14 protein-coding genes and 1 pseudogene are annotated in these 17,644 nt (G+C 67.9%); 12 read left to right on the top strand and 3 right to left on the bottom strand.

From position 1 onward, the window contains the following. Positions 1-28: 28 nt before the first annotated feature. The 3 genes from LPB260_RS08150 to LPB260_RS08140 all read right to left on the bottom strand — a co-directional run bounded on the left by LPB260_RS08150 (position 29) and on the right by LPB260_RS08140 (position 2,241). Positions 29-400, bottom strand: coding sequence for a translation initiation factor Sui1 (locus tag LPB260_RS08150; RefSeq protein WP_208708193.1), 372 nt, complete (start codon positions 398-400; stop codon positions 29-31). A 243-nt stretch (positions 401-643) separates the two neighbouring features. Continuing rightward, positions 644-1,174, bottom strand: a complete 531-nt coding sequence (locus tag LPB260_RS08145; protein WP_208708192.1) for an NUDIX hydrolase — start codon at positions 1,172-1,174, stop codon at positions 644-646. Next, on the bottom strand, positions 1,174-2,241 hold the full coding sequence (locus tag LPB260_RS08140) for a DUF2333 family protein (protein ID WP_208708191.1): 1,068 nt from the start codon (positions 2,239-2,241) through the stop codon (positions 1,174-1,176). The genes LPB260_RS08145 and LPB260_RS08140 overlap by 1 nt, the downstream gene beginning before the upstream one ends. 266 nt (positions 2,242-2,507) lie before the next feature. Here LPB260_RS08140 and LPB260_RS08135 point away from each other — a divergent pair, with 266 nt between their 5' ends. The 12 genes and pseudogenes from LPB260_RS08135 to purD all read left to right on the top strand — a co-directional run bounded on the left by LPB260_RS08135 (position 2,508) and on the right by purD (position 17,633). Further along, positions 2,508-4,124 carry a PleD family two-component system response regulator gene (locus tag LPB260_RS08135; protein WP_208708190.1) on the top strand — a complete coding sequence of 539 codons (1,617 nt, stop codon included), beginning with the start codon at positions 2,508-2,510 and terminating at the stop codon, positions 4,122-4,124. A gap of 1,584 nt (positions 4,125-5,708) precedes the next feature. Beyond that, positions 5,709-6,218: pseudogene (locus tag LPB260_RS29300) on the top strand (methyl-accepting chemotaxis protein); the annotation flags it as partial. Positions 6,219-6,335: 117 nt separating this feature from the next. Next, positions 6,336-8,111 carry a protein-disulfide reductase DsbD gene (locus LPB260_RS08125; RefSeq protein WP_208708188.1) on the top strand — a complete coding sequence of 592 codons (1,776 nt, stop codon included), beginning with the start codon at positions 6,336-6,338 and terminating at the stop codon, positions 8,109-8,111. Between the two features lie 123 nt (positions 8,112-8,234). Next, a complete protein-coding gene (gene aroQ / locus LPB260_RS08120; RefSeq protein ID WP_208708187.1) occupies positions 8,235-8,678 on the top strand; it encodes a type II 3-dehydroquinate dehydratase in 444 nt (147 codons plus the stop codon). A 23-nt stretch (positions 8,679-8,701) separates the two neighbouring features. Then, positions 8,702-9,166, top strand: coding sequence for an acetyl-CoA carboxylase biotin carboxyl carrier protein (gene accB, locus LPB260_RS08115; protein WP_208708186.1), 465 nt, complete (start codon positions 8,702-8,704; stop codon positions 9,164-9,166). Between the two features lie 17 nt (positions 9,167-9,183). Beyond that, complete coding sequence (gene accC / locus LPB260_RS08110; protein WP_208708185.1) at positions 9,184-10,533, top strand: acetyl-CoA carboxylase biotin carboxylase subunit; 1,350 nt, start codon at positions 9,184-9,186, stop codon at positions 10,531-10,533. 164 nt (positions 10,534-10,697) lie between these two features. Further along, positions 10,698-11,576 carry a 50S ribosomal protein L11 methyltransferase gene (gene prmA / locus LPB260_RS08105; protein ID WP_208708184.1) on the top strand — a complete coding sequence of 293 codons (879 nt, stop codon included), beginning with the start codon at positions 10,698-10,700 and terminating at the stop codon, positions 11,574-11,576. Positions 11,577-11,658: 82 nt separating this feature from the next. Next, a complete protein-coding gene (locus LPB260_RS08100; protein WP_208708183.1) occupies positions 11,659-12,966 on the top strand; it encodes a DUF3426 domain-containing protein in 1,308 nt (435 codons plus the stop codon). Positions 12,967-13,145: 179 nt separating this feature from the next. Then, positions 13,146-14,144, top strand: a complete 999-nt coding sequence (gene dusB / locus LPB260_RS08095; protein WP_208708182.1) for a tRNA dihydrouridine synthase DusB — start codon at positions 13,146-13,148, stop codon at positions 14,142-14,144. Beyond that, entirely contained in the window at positions 14,141-14,461 is a 321-nt protein-coding gene (gene fis, locus LPB260_RS08090; protein WP_208708181.1) for a DNA-binding transcriptional regulator Fis, read from the top strand. The genes dusB and fis overlap by 4 nt, the downstream gene beginning before the upstream one ends. Before the next feature lie 76 nt (positions 14,462-14,537). Then, positions 14,538-16,145: a bifunctional phosphoribosylaminoimidazolecarboxamide formyltransferase/IMP cyclohydrolase gene (purH, locus tag LPB260_RS08085; RefSeq protein WP_208708180.1), complete on the top strand. Its 1,608-nt coding sequence runs from the start codon at positions 14,538-14,540 to the stop codon at positions 16,143-16,145. 198 nt (positions 16,146-16,343) lie between these two features. Continuing rightward, positions 16,344-17,633 carry a phosphoribosylamine--glycine ligase gene (purD, locus tag LPB260_RS08080; RefSeq protein WP_208708179.1) on the top strand — a complete coding sequence of 430 codons (1,290 nt, stop codon included), beginning with the start codon at positions 16,344-16,346 and terminating at the stop codon, positions 17,631-17,633. Positions 17,634-17,644: the final 11 nt, after the last annotated feature.

The following is a 17,644-nucleotide window of genomic DNA, read 5'->3' as shown; positions in this document are numbered from 1 at the left end:
GTTTAGAAGACTTGGGAAAAGAGCCCGGCTAGCCGCCGGACTTCTTCGCCTTGAAGCCGCGTTTGAGCAGTTCGTCGAGGAGCAGCTGGACGTGATCGCCCTGGATCTCGATCACCCCGTCTTTCAGCGCGCCGCCGCAACCGCAGCGCTTCTTCAGCGCGCTGGCCAGTTCCTTGAGCGGCTCTTCGGCCAGGGGCACGCCGCTGACGGTGGTCACCGTCTTGCCGCCACGGCCCTTGGTCTCGCGGCGCACACGGGCGATGCCGTCACCGGCGGGAATCTGGGTCTTGTGGCAGATGCAGGCGTCCACCGGCTGGCTGCAGTCCGGGCAATGCCGGCCGCTGTCGGTGGAATACACCAGGCCGCCGAGGGCGGACAATGACGAGGCTTTCTTGACCACCGGCTTGTCCTCGTAGGGGTCAGGATAGCGACTGGCTGATGGCTATCAGCCGCGAAGCCCCACTCTGGCAGGGGCAGCGCAGCCGAGCTGGACGGCTCGGGCTTAGAGGGCGCGCAGTGTAAAGGCAAAGCCCGCCGTTGCTAAGTACAAATTTGCGCCATTAGCCGACAGATTGGCGACCCCGTCCAACATAGCGCACGGCATTGCCGCGCTATGTTGCACAGTCGCCGTCGATCGACGGTCTCAGCCCGCCAAGTAGCGCCGCAGCGCCTCCAGCGAGTCCGGGCAGTAGGGCTTTTCGGCGGCTTCGGCCAGCGCCTGCTGCGGGGCGATGAAGTGCGCTTCCAGGACCTCCTCCGGCTGCAGCACCAGCGGCGCATCGGACTGCGCCGAATACACCGCGCACCACAGGCGATTGCCGGCCTGGTCGAAGAAGAAGCGTTCGTGCTCGCACAATTCGACCCCGGCGATGCCCAGTTCCTCGGCCAGCTCGCGGGTCGCCGATTCGGCGTAGCTTTCGCCGGCCAGCACCATGCCGCCGGCGGCCACGTCCCAGTAGCCGGGGTACAGCGCCTTGCTCAGGGTGCGCCGGTGCACGCACAGCTGACCGGCGGAGTTGAACAGCAGGATGAAGGTACCGCGGCCGATCAGGCCGCGCCGACTCAACTCGGCACGCGGCAGGCTGCCGAGCGGGCGGTCGTCTGCGTCGACCCAGGCCACCAGCTCGGCATCGGAGGCGGCGCGATGGGCCGCCTCGACTTCCGACACCGCCACTAGCCCTGGCTCAGCAGGGTACGCAGGTCGATGATCGCCGCATTGGCCCGCGAAATGTAGTTGGCCATCACCAGCGAGTGGTTGGCCAGCAGGCCGTAACCGCTGCCATTGAGGATCATCGGGCTCCACAGGGTTTCCTGGGCGGCCTCCAGCTCGCGAATGATCTGCCGCAGGCTGATGGTGGCGTTCTTCTTCGCCAGCACGTCGGCGAAGTCCACCTCGATGGCGCGTAGCAGATGAGACAGCGCCCAGGCCTGGCCACGGGCCTCGTAGAACACGTTGTCGATCTGCATCCACGGCGTCTCGTAGATGCCCTCGGCGATGCCGCCGGTGCCTTCCTCGGCCAGGGCCGGGTCCGGCAGGTCGGTGTTCAGGCGCACCTGGCCGACGCTGGCGGACAGGCGCTGCGACAGCGAGCCGAGGCGGGTCGCGGTGTCGCCCAGCCAGTTGTTGAGGTTGTCGGCACGGGTGAAGAACTGCGCGCCGGGCTTGCTCGGATCGGCCAGGCGGGCCAGGTAGCGGTCGAGCAGCCTGATCCCTTCGCGGTACTCGGACTCGGAGGCCGGCAGCGCCCAACTCTTGTTGTCGAAGTTGAAGCGCGGCTCGGCCTTGGCCAGGTCGACGTCTTCAGTGGACTGCGACTGCGAGCGGGCGAAGTCCTTGCGTAGCGCCCGCGACAGGTCGCGCACCTGCACCAGCACGCCGTACTCCCAGCTCGGCATGTTGTCCAGCCACAGCCCCGGCGGTGCCATGTCGTTGGCCAGGTAGCCACCGGGCTTGTCCAGCAGGGTGCTGGCGACCTGCTTGAGGGTCTCCACCGTGGTGTAGCCATTGACCATCTGCCGCTGGGCCTTCTGCGCCGCGGCCTGGGCCTGGGCCTGCACCGGGAACAGCTCGGGCTCCTGGCTCCAGTACCAGCCGACTACCAGCGCCGCCAGCAGGTAGAGGCCGACCAGGCTGCCGACCCCGCGGCCGATCCAGCCGCCCCCAGATTTCTTGCGTGCGTTGTCGCCCGAGTCTTCGAGGCTGTCGCGCACACCTGCTGCGCCCTTCTTCCAGTCCAGCATGGCAAAGTCCTTCATCTACGGCATTCGGTTGTCCGACCACAATCCCCGGAGGAGGTTGCGCGGCGGTCTTGCACTATAAGGGAAGCATAGGCCCCTGCGCAGCGCCGACCGGCAAACTCGATCGCCATGCGTCTGTGGATGCGCGCCAAATCGGCGGGACGGAAGGCCGGCGAAATGAGATCGGCGGCACTGGTGCGCCGAGCCGACGGTGATAGCATGCAGCCACCAGTCAGCCGGGCCTCAGCGCCACCAGAAGAGTCAGGGACATGACCGAGCACACCGACCCCAGCCGCGATCGACTCAAGCAGCACTTCGCCCAGCGCGTGATCAACCAGGCCCGCCAGGTGCTGGAGGTCTGGCAGCGCCTGCAGCGCCTCGACTGGAATGACGCCAGCATGCACGAGCTGCGCGAGGCGGCGCTGCTGCTGCAACGCTACGCCGAGCGCTTCGAGCAGGCCGAACACCTGCAGCTGGCCGAAGGCATCGGCCACTGCCTGCAGGCCGTGGCCGACAACCGCGGTCGCCTCAGCAGCGCCGTGATCAGTGAGCTCAACCAGCTGATGCAGCGCCTGTCACGCACCGGCCTGCGCCACGGCGACAGCTTCGAGCAGACCGCCCTGCCACCGCTGCGCAAGCCGGTGTACCTGGCCCTGCAACATCTGGAGCGCGCCGAACGCCTGGCACAGCAGCTGGAGTTCTTCGGCATGACCGCGCAACCGCTGGACAGCGCCAACGCCTTCCGCGCGGCGATGCTCGAGCGCCATCCTGCGGCCATCCTCATGGAGGTGGATTTCTCCGGCCCCGGCTGCGGTTTGCAACTGGCCGAGTCGGTGCAGCAGGGCCTGGAACAGAAGATCCCGCTGCTGTTCTACAGCCACCACGACACCGACACCCCGACCCGCCTGGCGGCGGTGCGCGCCGGCGGCCAGGAGTTCTTCACCGGCACCCTGGACGCCTCCACCCTGCTCGAGCGCATCGAGGTGCTCACCCATGTGGCCCAGTACGACCCCTACCGGGTGCTGATCATCGACGATTCACGGGCCCAGGCCACCCACACCGAACGGGTGCTCAACGGCGCCGGCATCGTCACCCGCACCCTGACCGAGCCGATCCAGGCGATGGCCGAGCTGGCCGAATTCCAGCCCGACCTGATCATCCTCGACATGTACATGCCGAACTGCACCGGTACCGAGCTGGCCAAGGTGATCCGCCACAACGACCGCTATGTCAGCGTGCCGATCATCTACCTGTCCGCCGAGGACGACCTGGACAAGCAGCTCGACGCCATGAGCGAGGGCGGCGACGACTTCCTCACCAAGCCGATCAAGCCGCGCCACCTGATCGCCACCGTGCGCAATCGCGCCGCCCGCGCGCGCAACCTCAAGGCGCGCATGGTGCGCGACAGCCTGACCGGCCTGTACAACCACACCCACACCCTGCAGCTGCTCGAAGATGCACGCTACCGCGCCCAGCGCGACGACCAGCCGCTGAGCTTCGCCATGCTCGACATCGACTTCTTCAAGAAGGTCAACGACACCTACGGCCACCCCATGGGTGACCGGGTGATCAAGAGCCTGGCGCTGTTCCTCAAGCAGCGCCTGCGCAAGAGCGACCACATCGGCCGCTACGGCGGCGAGGAGTTCGCCGTGGTCATGCCGGGCACCGACGCCCAGGCCGCGCGCCGGGTGCTCGACGAGATCCGCCAACGCTTCGCCGAAATCCGCTACCCGGCGCAACCCCAGGACCTGTCCTGCACCTTCAGCGCCGGCATCGCCGAGCTGAATGGCGAGCAGGACAGCAAGCGCCTGTCCCAGCAGGCCGACGAGGCGCTGTACCGCGCCAAGCACGGCGGCCGCAACCGGGTGGAGCTGTTCAGCGACTGACGCCGCGCCGGCAAAGTGTGAAGCCGCCCACGCTGTCACACCGGTGTCATCAAAACGCAATACGTTCATAGACTCAGCGGTCACCCCAGGACGGGGTGGCCTCCACCGTCTTATCGCCGGTCGAGTTCTATGCGCCTGAAGTCCCTCACCAACCTCAATACCCTGCTGCTGGTTGCCGTGTGCATCGCCCTCGGCGCCACGCTCTGGTGGTCGCAGCACGCCCTGGAGCGCCCCTACCAGTTGATGGCACGCTACCTGAGCCTGTCGCAACAGTTCCAGCAGCAGGTCGCCCGCAACACCCTCGATTACCTCGACAGTGGCGACGCCCTGCGCCACAGCGCCGCGCTGCAGGCCATCGACAGCCTGGAGCCGGCCGTCGCCGCGCTGCCGGGGCAACTGGCCGAGGACCTGCGCCCGAGCCTCGCCGCGCTGCGCGACTTCGCCGCCGGCGAGCTGCTCGCCGCCGGCAAGCTGGCCGGCGACCCCCAGGGCCTGCTGCTGCAGGCCGAACGGGAGATGGCTGGCACCCTCGAGCAGCTCGCCCAGTACGCCGACAGCGCCAACGCCGCCCCTGCCGCCGGCTACCGGCGCCCGCTGTTCGATGCCGCCCAGCACCTCGGACGCCTGGCCCATGCCCGCAACAAGCTGGTCGGCAGCGGGCGCGGCGAGCTGACCGCCGACGTCGAGCGCGAGCTGGCTGCGCTGCGACGCCAGGCCGAAGCCCTCGACGCCCTGCCTCTGCTCGGCGTAGCAGAGGAGCGGGAATCGGCCGGCGATGGCTTCGCCGCCCTGCTCGGCCTGGGCAGCGACGGCGCCAGCGAACCGGCGCAGGACCGCGGCATTGCCCTGAAGCGCGAGCTGGCCAGCCTGGTGGCACGCTACCCGGCGGAACTGCGCCGCACCCAGGCGCTGATCGAACAGCGTGGCCAGCTGCTCCAGCTCACCCGCCAGCGGCTCGACGCCGTGCAACAGGCCCTGGGCGCCCTGGAGCCGCTGGTGCGCGCCGAACACGGCCGCATCCAGGCGGAGGTGCGCCTGATCCAGGGGCTGATGATCGGCCTGATCCTGCTCATCGCCCTGACCATCGACCGCCTCCAGCGCCGCCTGACCCGCCTGCTCGAGCAACTGGTGCCGGCGCTGTCGGCCTGGGCCGAGGGCGACTTCGCCGGAGACATCCAGCTGGACACCCGCACCCCCGAGTTGTGCGACATCGAGGCCTCGCTCAAACGCCTGCGCGCCTACCTGGTCGAACTGGTCGGCACCATCCGCCTGCACGCCGAGCAGGTGGCCGGCTCCAGTCGCACCCTGGCCGATCTCAGCGGCGGCCTGCACGCCGGCGCCGAGCGTCAGGCCGGCGACACCGCGCAGATCCGCGATGCCCTCGGCGAGCTGGAGCGCACCATCCAGCAGGTGGCCGGCGACGCCAGCCAGGCGGCCGCCGCCAGCCGCGATGCCGACCTCGCCCTGGGCCAGGGCCAGCAGGTCATCGGCCAGAGCCTGAGCGGGCTGCACGCCCTGGTCGGCGAGGTTCAGGGCAACGCCCAGGCCATCGAGCGCCTGGCCGAGGAAACCGCCACCATCGGCAATGTGCTGACGGTGATCCGCGGCGTCGCCGAACAGACCAACTTGCTGGCGCTCAACGCCGCCATCGAAGCGGCGCGCGCCGGGCATGCCGGGCGCGGCTTCGCCGTGGTCGCCGACGAGGTGCGCTCGCTGTCGCAGCGCACCAGCAGCGCCACCCAGGAGATTCAGGAGCTGATCGCGCGCCTGCAGCAGGCCGCACACCAGTCGGTGGACGCCATGCGCGCCCAGGTCGAGCACGCGGAGACCACCGCCAGTCAGGCCGAGGCCGCCGAAGGCGCTCTCGACGATATAGTCGCGGCAATCCGCACCATCGCCAGCATGGCCGAGCGCATCGCCGCCGCCACCGCCCAGCAGAGCGACGCGGTCAGCGGAATCCGCGGCCACAGCGAGCGCATTCACCAGCTCGGCGGCGACAACCTGCTGCGCATCGGCACCGGGCGCCAGCAGGGCGAGCAGCTGCTGCGCCTGGGTGAGCAGCTGCACACCGCGGTGCAGGCGTTCCGCCTGTAGGCGGCCAGCGGCGCGGCCGACCATCCGCGCCTTGGACACGACCGCTTACAGCCTGCACCCTGCCCCCTCCGCGCCGGCTTGGTTATGATGCAGGCACCAGCCAAAGACGAGACTTCCATGCGCCGCCTGTTCTGCCTGCTTCTACTGCTGTTCGCCCTGCCCACCAGCGCCGGCCTGCTCGACAACCGCCCCGCCTCGGCGCCACTGGGCGCGGCACTGAACAACAGTGCCGATTTCCTGCCGGTGCGCGAGGCGTTCAAGTTGAGCCTGGTCGACAGCTCGGCCGATGCGATCAAGCTGCGCTTCGTCGCCGCCGAGGGCTATTACCTCTACAAGCACCGCTTCAAGTTCGCCAGCGAACCCGCCGATATCGGCCTGGGCGAGGCGCGCCTGCCGGCCGGCAAGCACAAGACCGACGACTACTTCGGCGACGTCGAGGTGTACTACGGCGTGCTCGACGTGGAGCTGCCCCGCAGCCGCCCCGGCCAAGCCCCGTTCGACCTGCAGGTGACCTACCAGGGCTGCGCCGACAAGGGCCTGTGCTATCCGCCGGAAACCGAGGTGCTGGCAATCGATGGCGGCCTGGCTGCCGGCGTCGCCCTCCCCGGCGGCACGCACTCCAGCTGGAACTGGCGCGATTTGGCGCTGTTCTTCCTCGCCGGCCTGGGCCTGACCTTCACCCCCTGCGTGCTGCCGATGCTGCCGATCCTCTCCGGCGTGGTGCTGCGCGGACGCCCGAGCAACGGCCGCGGCCTGGTCCTGTCGCTGGCCTACGTGCTGCCGATGGCCGCCTGTTATGCGGCGCTCGGCGCGCTGATGGGGGTGTTCGGCGCCAGCCTGAACCTGCAGGCCATGCTGCAGTCGCCCTGGGTACTGGTGCCCTTCGCCACCTTCTTCGCGCTGTTCGCCCTGGCCATGTTCGGCCTGTTCGAGCTGCGCCTGCCGGCCTTCATCCGCGAGCGCCTCGATCGCCAGGCGGCGCAGACCCGCGGCGGCACCGTCGCCGGCGCGGCCACCCTCGGGGTGCTCTCCAGCCTGATCGTCTCGCCCTGCGTTACCGCACCGCTGACCGGCCTGTTGCTGTATATCAGCAGCACCGGCGACGCCCTCGGCGGCGGCCTGCAGCTGTTCGCCCTGGGCCTGGGCATGGGCGCGCCCCTGGTGCTGATCGGGGCCGGCGGCGGCGCGCTGCTGCCCAAGAGCGGCGCCTGGATGACCGGCGTGCGCAACCTGTTCGGCGTCATGCTCCTGGCCGTCTCCGTGTGGCTGCTCGAACGGGTGCTGCCCGGCCCGCTTTCGCTGGCGCTGTGGGGCCTGCTCGCCGGCGGCGCCGCGCTGTTCCTCGGCGCCCTGGAATTCGGCCCGAAAACCCACGGGCAGAAGCTCGCCCAGCTGGCCGGCCTGGCGCTGCTGGCCTATGCCCTGGCCAGCTGGACCGGTGCCCTGCAGGGCCAGGACGACCCGCTGCGCCCGCTCGGCCGCCCGGCGGCGCTGGCGGGTGCGCCGGCCAGTCAGGTCGGCGTCGAGGGCTGGCAGACCGTCAGCAGCCCCGCCGACCTGGAGGCCGCCTTCGCCGCGGCGAGAACCAGCGCCCAGCCGCTGCTGCTCGACTGGTACGCCGACTGGTGCATCAGCTGCAAGGTGATCGAGCGCGAGGTGCTGAGCGAGCCGCGGGTCGGCAGCCAACTGGCCGGCTTTCGCCTGGTGCGCTTCGACATGACCGACAGCACCCCGGCGCAACGCGCCCTGCTCGACCGCTACCAGCTGTTCGGCCCGCCGGCGCTCCTGCTGTTCGACAGCCAGGGCGAAGAATGGCGCGACCTGCGCGTGGTCGGCGAGGTGGATGCACCGACCTTCGCCACGCGCCTGAGCCGGGCACGCGAACGCCTCTGAGCCTCTCAGTCACATATCTGCCGCAAACTACTGACATCGTGCCGGCTACTGCTGGCAACTGGACAGTCCTGCGCGTTCTGCGGCATAGTCGCGCGCAGCATTGGACACCTTAGGAACCCGCTCATGGCCACCTTGCTGGTACTGCACGGCCCCAACCTCAACCTGCTGGGCACCCGCGAGCCAGGGGTCTACGGCGCCACCACCCTGGAGCAGATCAACCTCGACCTGGAGCGCCGCGCCCGCGAGGCCGGCCACCACCTGCAGTACCTGCAGAGCAACGCCGAGTACGAGCTGATCGAGCGCATTCACGCCGCGAAAGGCGAAGGTGTCGACTTTATCCTGATCAATCCCGCCGCTTTTACCCACACCAGCGTCGCATTACGTGACGCATTGCTGGCGGTGAGCATCCCATTCATCGAAGTGCACCTGTCCAACGTGCACAAACGCGAACCTTTCCGCCATCACTCCTACTTTTCCGACGTCGCGGTGGGAGTGATCTGCGGCCTTGGCGCCAGCGGTTACCGCTTGGCCCTGGAGGCCGCGCTCGAACAACTTGAACGGCCCTGACCTCACCTGGGAGTGGAGCAACTATGGATATTCGTAAAGTCAAGAAACTGATCGAACTGCTGGAAGAGTCCGGCATCGACGAGCTGGAGATTCGCGAAGGCGAAGAGTCCGTGCGCATCAGCCGCCACAGCAAGCAGCCGGCCTTCATGCAGCAGCCGGTCTATGCCCAGGCCGCCGCGCCTGCCGCTCCAGCCGCCGCTCCGGCCGCGCCGGCAGCCGCCGAAGCCGCCGCTCCGGCCGCGCCCAAGCTGAATGGCACCGTGGTCCGCTCGCCGATGGTCGGCACCTTCTACCGCGCCTCCTCGCCAACCTCGGGCAACTTCGTCGAAGTGGGTACGAGCGTGAAGAAGGGCGACATCCTCTGCATCGTCGAGGCGATGAAGATGATGAACCACATCGAGGCCGAGACCAGCGGCGTGATCGAATCCATCCTGGGCGAGAACGGCCAGCCGGTGGAATACGATCAGCCCCTGTTCACCATCGTTTGAACCGGGGAGAGCCTGCGATGTTGGAAAAAGTCCTGATCGCCAACCGCGGCGAGATTGCCCTGCGCGTGCTGCGCGCCTGTAAGGAACTGGGCATCAAGACCGTGGCGGTGCACTCCACCGCCGACCGCGAATTGATGCACCTGGCCCTGGCCGACGAGTCGGTCTGCATCGGCCCGGCGGCCGGCGCCCAGTCCTACCTGAACATCCCGGCGATCATCAGCGCCGCGGAAGTAACCGGCGCCACCGCCATCCACCCTGGCTACGGCTTCCTCGCGGAAAACGCCGATTTCGCCGAACAGGTGGAAAACTCCGGTTTCGCCTTCATCGGCCCGAAAGCCGAGACCATCCGCCTGATGGGCGACAAGGTCTCGGCCAAGGAAGCCATGATCAAGTCCGGCGTACCGGTGGTTCCCGGCTCCGACGGCCCGCTGCCGGAAGACGAGGAGACCGCCCTGGCGATCGCCCGTGAAGTCGGCTACCCGGTGATCATCAAGGCCGCCGGTGGCGGTGGTGGTCGCGGCATGCGCGTGGTGCACAAGGAAGAAGACCTGATCAAGTCGGCCAAGCTGACCCGCAGCGAAGCCGGTGCGGTGTTCGGCAACCCGATGGTCTACCTGGAGAAGTTCCTCGGCAATCCGCGTCACGTGGAAGTCCAGGTGCTGTCCGACGGCCAGGGCAACGCCATCCATCTGGGCGACCGCGACTGCTCGCTGCAGCGCCGCCACCAGAAGGTCCTGGAAGAAGCCCCGGCCCCGTTCATCGACGAGCGCGCGCGCGCCCAGGTCCTCGACCGCTGCGTCAACGCCTGCATCGAGATCGGCTATCGCGGCGCCGGTACCTTCGAGTTTCTCTACGAAGACGGCAACTTCTACTTCATCGAGATGAACACCCGCGTACAGGTCGAACACCCGGTCACCGAAATGGTCACCGGCGTCGACATCGTCAAGGAGATGCTCAGCATCGCCGCGGGCAACAAGCTGTCGATCAAGCAGGAAGACGTGGTGATCCGCGGCCATGCCCTGGAATGCCGGATCAATGCCGAAGACCCCGACAACTTCATGCCCTGCCCGGGCAAGGTCAAGCACTTCCATGCCCCTGGCGGCTTTGGCGTGCGGGTCGACTCGCACCTGTACAGCGGCTACACCGTGCCGCCGAACTACGACTCGCTGATCGGCAAGCTGATCACCTACGGCGCCAGCCGTGACGAGGCGCTGGCGCGCATGCGCAACGCCCTGGAAGAGATCGTGGTCGACGGCATCAAGACCAACGTGCCACTGCACCGCGATCTGGTCATCGACAAGGGCTTCTGCCAAGGCGGCGTGAACATCCATTACCTGGAAAAGAAACTGGGTATGGACAAGCACTGACGCTTGCCGTGTCGAACCACAAGGGCTGCCCACGGGCGGCCCTTGTCATTTCAGGCCACGGTGAAACCGCCGCGGTGGAAGGCGCAACGCCCGTCAAGTAAGCTTGCCCACCTGTCGCACCATCCAATTCGCTCCATTACGTCGTATCGCAAGAGGTTTCCCCCATGCCCTGGCTGCAAGTCCGTCTCGCCATCACCCCGGAACAGGCGGAAACCTACGAGGACGCGCTGCTCGAAGTGGGCGCCGTATCCGTGACCTTCATGGACGCCGAGGACCAGCCGATCTTCGAGCCGGACCTGGGCACCACCCCGCTGTGGTCGCACACCCACCTGCTGGCGCTGTTCGAGGCCGACACCGACGCGGACAGCCTGATCGCCCACCTGCAACTGCTGACCGGCGGCGCACTGCCCGAGCACCAGTTGGAGCGCATCGAGGACCAGGACTGGGAACGCAGCTGGATGGACAACTTCCAGCCGATGCGCTTCGGCCGCCGCCTGTGGATAGTGCCGAGCTGGCACGCCGCGCCGGAGCCGGATGCGGTCAACCTGCTGCTCGATCCCGGCCTGGCCTTCGGCACCGGCACCCACCCGACCACCGCGCTGTGCCTGGAGTGGCTGGATGCCCAGGAACTGACCGATTGCAACGTGCTGGACTTCGGCTGCGGCTCCGGCATCCTGGCGATCGCCGCCCTGCTGCTCGGCGCCCCCCAGGCCGTGGGTACCGACATCGACCCCCAGGCCCTGGAAGCCTCGCGCGACAACGCCGGGCGCAATGGCATCGCCCCGGAGCGCTTCGCCCTCTATCTGCCCGCCGACCTGCCGCCGCAGCCGGCCGAGGTGGTAGTGGCCAACATTCTCGCCGGACCGCTGGTCGCCCTGGCCCCGCAGATCACCAGCCTGGTCAAGCCGGGCGGCCGCCTGGCGCTGTCGGGCATCCTCGCCGAACAGGCCGATGAGGTCCGCGCCGCCTACAGCGATGCCTTCGTCTTGGAGCCGACCGCCAGCAAGGAAGGCTGGGTGCGCATCAGCGGCGTGCGCCGCTGATGGGCCGCCCTGCTGCTATGCCGGGCACTTGCGTTAGACTGATCGCCCCGCTCCACCTGCCCTCAGGCCGCCGGACCCACGCATGAGCGAAAGCTTCATCACCCAGTGCCCCCATTGCCACACCAGCTTCCGGGTCAACCAGGCACAGCTGGGCGCCGCCCATGGCGTGGTCCGCTGCGGCGCCTGCCTGCACGTGTTCAATGCCGCGCAACAACTGCGCGAGCAGGGCCATCAGTTGGCCGGCGACGCCCCCGGCAGGGCGCCCATCGCCGCTCCTGCGCAGCCGGCGCCAGCGCCCGCGCGAGCAGACGAACAACCCCCTTCGCCGGCGGAGCGGAAAACCTCCGACGATACCCTGTGGATACACGACGACCTCGACCTGGACAGCCTCGACCTCGACGAGGAACTGGCCAAGCTGGAAGAACAGGAGCAGCAGCTCTCCCAGCAGTTCATGGCCCTCGAGCAACCGCCGCGCTACACCGAAGGCTTCCGCCCGCTGAGCGACAGCGCCCGCGAGCCCGACGACGAGCAATGGGCCGAGGCCCTGCTGCGCGAGGAGGCGCCCAAGGGGCCGCTGAGCCTGAGCCCGGACGCAGCCGAGGACGCGCCGGCCGCGCCGCTACCCGCGACTCCGCCAGCATCGCCCATCGCCCGCACCGAGCCCGCCGTCCAGCCGCCACGCAGCGAGCCGCGGTTCAACCTGAGCGATGCCGACACCGTCGAATCACTGCCGCTGGAGGACGAACTGCGCCTGAGCGCGGCACGCGAGGAGATCGATCCGGAGCTGGACGAACCTGCGGTCGAGCCGACCGCAAAGAGCCGCCGCAACGAGCCCGAACTGCGCGACGAACACCTGTTCGAGCTGGACGACGAACCGCTGCAACTGGACTGGCAGCCACCGCGCAAGCCCTGGGCGCGCTGGTTCGCCTGGGGCCTGCTCAACCTGGTCGCCGCCGGCGCCCTGGCCACTCAGTACGTGATCTATCACTTCGACGAACTGGCGCGCCAGGACGAGTACCGCCCCTGGTTCGAGCAGCTGTGCCCGAGCATCGGCTGCCTGCTGCCGTCCAAGGTCGACATCGAGCAGATCAAGAGCAGCAACCTGGTGGTGCGCAGCCACCCGCAGTTCAGCGGCGCCCTGGTGGTCGACGCGATCCTCTACAACCGCGCGCCGTTCGCCCAACCCTTCCCGCTGCTGGAAATGCGCTTCGCCGACATCAACGGCCAACTGCTCGCCAGCCGCCGCTTCAAACCCAACGAATACCTCGGCGGCGAGCTCGCCGGCCAGGCGGAAATGCCGCCGCAGACCCCCATCCACGTGTCCCTGGACATCCTCGACCCGGGCACCCAGGCGGTGAACTACAGCCTCAGCTTCCACTCGCCGGAATGAGCCACAGGCGGCGCCATGCCGGGCCGCCGCCGGCAACCTAACCCTTGGCGATAAGGCCGTAGCTGTTCAGAATTTGTTCAAAACAGCCTTTATCCGGTCACCCAGAGCGGGTATTATTCCCAGCCTTTTCGCACCCTCCTACTGGTCTCAACAGCACGTCTCTTGAGCAGGGAAGCCCTATGTCGGCGTTATGCATCGGCCCCTACAGACTGCCCAACTCGCTGATTCTCGCGCCCATGGCCGGAGTCACCGACCGGCCCTTCCGCCAGCTCTGCCGGCGCCTGGGTGCGGGCTTGGTCGTCTCGGAAATGGTCACCAGCGATGTGCGCCTGTGGAGTTCGCGCAAGTCCAGCCTGCGCCTGCCCCACGCCGGCGATCCGGAGCCGCGCTCGGTGCAGATCGCCGGTGGCGATCCGCAGATGCTCGCCGAGGCGGCGCGGCGTAACGTCGAACTGGGTGCGCAGATCATCGACATCAATATGGGCTGCCCGGCCAAGAAGGTCTGCAACAAGGCCGCCGGCTCTGCCCTGCTGAAGGATCAGGACCTGGTGCGCGAGATCCTCCACGCGGTGGTCGCCGCTGTGGACGTGCCGGTCACCCTGAAGATCCGCACCGGCTGGGACCGGCAGAACAAGAACGGCGTGGAGGTGGCGAAGATCGCCGAGCAGGCGGGAATCGCCGCCCTGGCCGTGCACGGGCGCACCCGCGCCGATCTCTACACCGGCGAAGCCGAGTACGACACCATCGCCGCGATCAAGCAGGCGGTGTCGATGCCGGTGTTTGCCAACGGCGATATCGATTCACCGGAAAAGGCCAAGGCCGTGCTCGCCGCCACCGGCGCCGATGCCCTGCTGATTGGCCGGGCGGCCCAGGGGCGGCCGTGGATCTTTCGCGAGATCGAGCACTACCTGCGCACCGGGGAAAAACTCCCGGCGCCGGGCCTGCTCGAACTGGAACGTATTCTGCTTGAGCATCTGGCCGCACTGCATGCCTTCTATGGCGAGGTGATGGGCGTGCGCATCGCCCGCAAGCATGTCGGCTGGTATCTCGCAACCCTGCCGGGCGCCAGGGAGTTTCGCGCCCAGTTCAATCGTCTGGACAGTACGGACGCGCAGTGCGCCGAGATTCGCCTGTTTTTCGGCGAGCGGCGAAACGATGGAAAGGGGGTGGCCGCATGACGTTGATGACCGAGAATTTAGTGAGTGGAATTGCACCCGTGAGCGACAGCACCAGCTTGAAACAGCACCTGACCACGCCGAGCGAAGAGGGCCAGACCCTACGCGGCAGTGTCGAGAAAGCGCTGCATAACTATTTCGCCCACCTGGAAGGTGCGGACGTCACCGACGTCTACAACCTGGTGCTCACCGAGGTGGAAGCCCCGCTGCTGGAGACCGTGATGAACTACGTCAAGGGCAACCAGACCAAGGCCTCGGAACTGCTCGGCCTGAACCGCGGCACCCTGCGCAAGAAACTCAAGCAGTACGACCTGCTCTAACCCCTTTTCCCCAGGCGGGGCGGCCCGATCACGAGCCGCCCCGCCTGCTGATTTCCCTGCTCTGATGGACTCTGAAATGACCGACCAGACCACCCGCCTCCCCGTCCGCCGCGCGCTGATCAGCGTCTCCGACAAGACCGGCGTCCTCGACTTCGCCCGCGAACTGTCCGCCCTCGGCGTCGAGATCCTCTCCACCGGCGGCACCTACAAGCTGCTCAAGGACAACGGCGTGGCCGCCGTGGAAGTGGCCGACTACACCGGCTTCCCGGAGATGATGGACGGCCGGGTGAAGACCCTGCACCCGAAGATCCATGGCGGCATCCTCGGGCGCCGCGCCCTCGACGGCGAGGTCATGGCGCAGCACGGGATCAAGCCGATCGACCTGGTCGCGGTCAACCTCTACCCCTTCGAGGCCACCGTGGCCAAGCCGGACTGCGACCTGGCCGATGCCATCGAGAACATCGACATCGGCGGCCCGACCATGGTCCGCAGCGCGGCGAAGAACCACAAGGACGTCGCCATCGTGGTCAACACCGGCGACTACGCCGGCATCGTCGAGGCCCTGAAGGCCGGCGGCCTGAGCTACGCCCAGCGCTTCGACCTGGCGCTCAAGGCCTTCGAGCACACCGCTGCCTACGACGGCATGATCGCCAACTACCTGGGCACCATCGACCAGAGCCGCGAGACGCTGTCCACCGAGGCCCGTGGCGCCTTCCCGCGCACCTTCAACAGCCAGTTCATCAAGGCCCAGGAGATGCGCTACGGCGAGAACCCGCACCAGAGCGCGGCCTTCTACGTCGAGGCGAAGAAGGGCGAGGCCAGCGTCTCCAGCGCCGTGCAGCTGCAGGGCAAGGAGCTGTCGTTCAACAACGTCGCCGATACCGACGCCGCCCTGGAATGCGTCAAGAGCTTCGTCAAACCGGCCTGCGTGATCGTCAAGCACGCCAATCCCTGCGGCGTCGCCGTGGTCCCCGAAGACGAAGGCGGCATCCGCAAGGCCTACGACCTGGCCTATGCCACCGACAGCGAATCGGCCTTCGGCGGCATCATCGCCTTCAACCGCGAGCTGGACGGCGAAACCGCCAAGGCCATCGTCGAGCGTCAGTTCGTCGAGGTGATCATCGCCCCGAAAATCTCCCAGGCTGCCCGCGAAGTGGTTGCCGCCAAGGCCAACGTGCGCCTGCTCGAGTGCGGCGAGTGGCCGGCCGAGCGCGCCCCGGGCTGGGACTTCAAGCGGGTCAACGGTGGCCTGCTGGTACAGAGCCGCGATATCGGCATGATCAAGGCCGAAGACCTGAAGATCGTCACCCAGCGCGCCCCCAGCGAGCAGGAGATCCATGACCTGATCTTCGCCTGGAAGGTGGCCAAGTTCGTCAAATCCAACGCCATCGTCTACGCCAAGAACCGCCAGACCATAGGCGTCGGCGCCGGCCAGATGAGCCGCGTCAACTCCGCGCGCATCGCCGCGATCAAGGCCGAGCACGCCGGCCTGCCGGTCCCCGGCGCGGTGATGGCCTCGGACGCGTTCTTCCCCTTCCGCGACGGCATCGACAACGCCGCCAAGGCCGGCATCACCGCGGTGATCCAGCCCGGCGGTTCGATGCGTGACGCCGAGGTGATCGCCGCCGCTGACGAGGCGGGGATTGCCATGGTGTTCACCGGCATGCGCCACTTCAGGCACTAAGATCGGCCGCGATCGGACGGGCATCAGCGGCATTGCCCGGCCCTTACCCCTGCTCATTGCCAGAAGGCAACAGTGCTGGGCGAAGGACCGGGCGCCCTGCATCTACCGGCCCGATCGCGACCTCGACATTCGCAGGGTGGATAGCGCTTTGCCTATCCACCGAACGGGCCCCAGGCCCGCCTCCCCCAGGAGAGAAACATGAACGTATTGATCATCGGCAGCGGCGGTCGCGAACACGCCCTGGCCTGGAAAGTCGCCCAGGACCCACGCGTGGCCAAGGTCTTCGTCGCCCCGGGCAATGCCGGCACCGCCCTCGAGGCCAAGTGTGAGAACGTCGCCATCGACGTGCTGGCCCTCGAGCAACTGGCCGACTTCGCCGAGCAGAACGTGCAGCTGACCATCGTCGGCCCCGAGGCGCCGCTGGTGAGGGGCGTGGTCGACCTGTTCCGCTCCCGCGGCCTGGACATCTTCGGTCCCAGCGCCGGCGCCGCACAGCTGGAGGGCTCCAAGGCCTTCACCAAGGACTTCCTCGCCCGCCACCAGATTCCGACCGCGGCCTACCAGAACTTCACCGAAGTGGAACCTGCCCTGGCCTACCTGCAGCAGGTTGGCGCTCCGATCGTCATCAAGGCCGACGGCCTGGCCGCCGGCAAGGGCGTGATCGTCGCCATGGACCTGGCCGAGGCCGAGGCCGCGGTGCGCGACATGCTCGCCGGCAATGCCTTCGGCGAGGCCGGCTCGCGGGTGGTCATTGAAGAGTTTCTGGATGGTGAAGAGGCTTCCTTCATCGTGATGGTCGACGGCGAGAATGTCCTGCCGATGGCCACCAGCCAGGATCACAAGCGCGTCGGCGACGGCGACAGCGGCCCGAACACCGGCGGCATGGGCGCCTACTCGCCGGCTCCGGTGGTGACCGCCGAGGTACACCAGCGGGTGATGGACGAGGTGATCATGCCGACCGTCAAGGGCATGGCCGCCGAAGGCAACGTCTACACCGGCTTCCTCTATGCCGGCCTGATGATCGACAAGAGCGGTGCGCCCAAGGTCATCGAGTTCAACTGCCGCTTCGGCGACCCGGAGACCCAGCCGATCATGGTGCGCCTGGAATCGTCCCTGGTGCTGCTGATCGAGGCCGCCCTGGCCAGGGCCCTGGACAAGGTCGAGGCGACCTGGGACCCGCGCCCCACCGTCGGCGTTGTACTGGCCGCCGGCGGCTATCCCGGCGACTACGCCAAGGGCGAGGTCATCGACGGCCTGGACGCCGCCGCCAAGCTGGACGGCAAGGTGTTCCACGCCGGCACCGCGCTCAAGGACGGCCAGATCGTCACCGCCGGCGGCCGGGTGCTGTGCGCCACGGCCATCGGCCCGAGCGTGGCCGAGGCCCAGCAGCAGGCCTACCGCCTGGCCGAGCAGATCCGTTGGAACGGCTGTTTCTACCGCAAGGACATCGGCTATCGGGCGATCGCCCGCGAGCGCGGCGAGAGCTGAGAGCGCACCAG

The organism is Pseudomonas sp. LPB0260 (genome assembly GCF_013388395.1).
The sequence above is the reverse complement of the archived record's forward strand: the minus strand, read 5'-3'. Positions and strand labels throughout refer to the sequence as shown.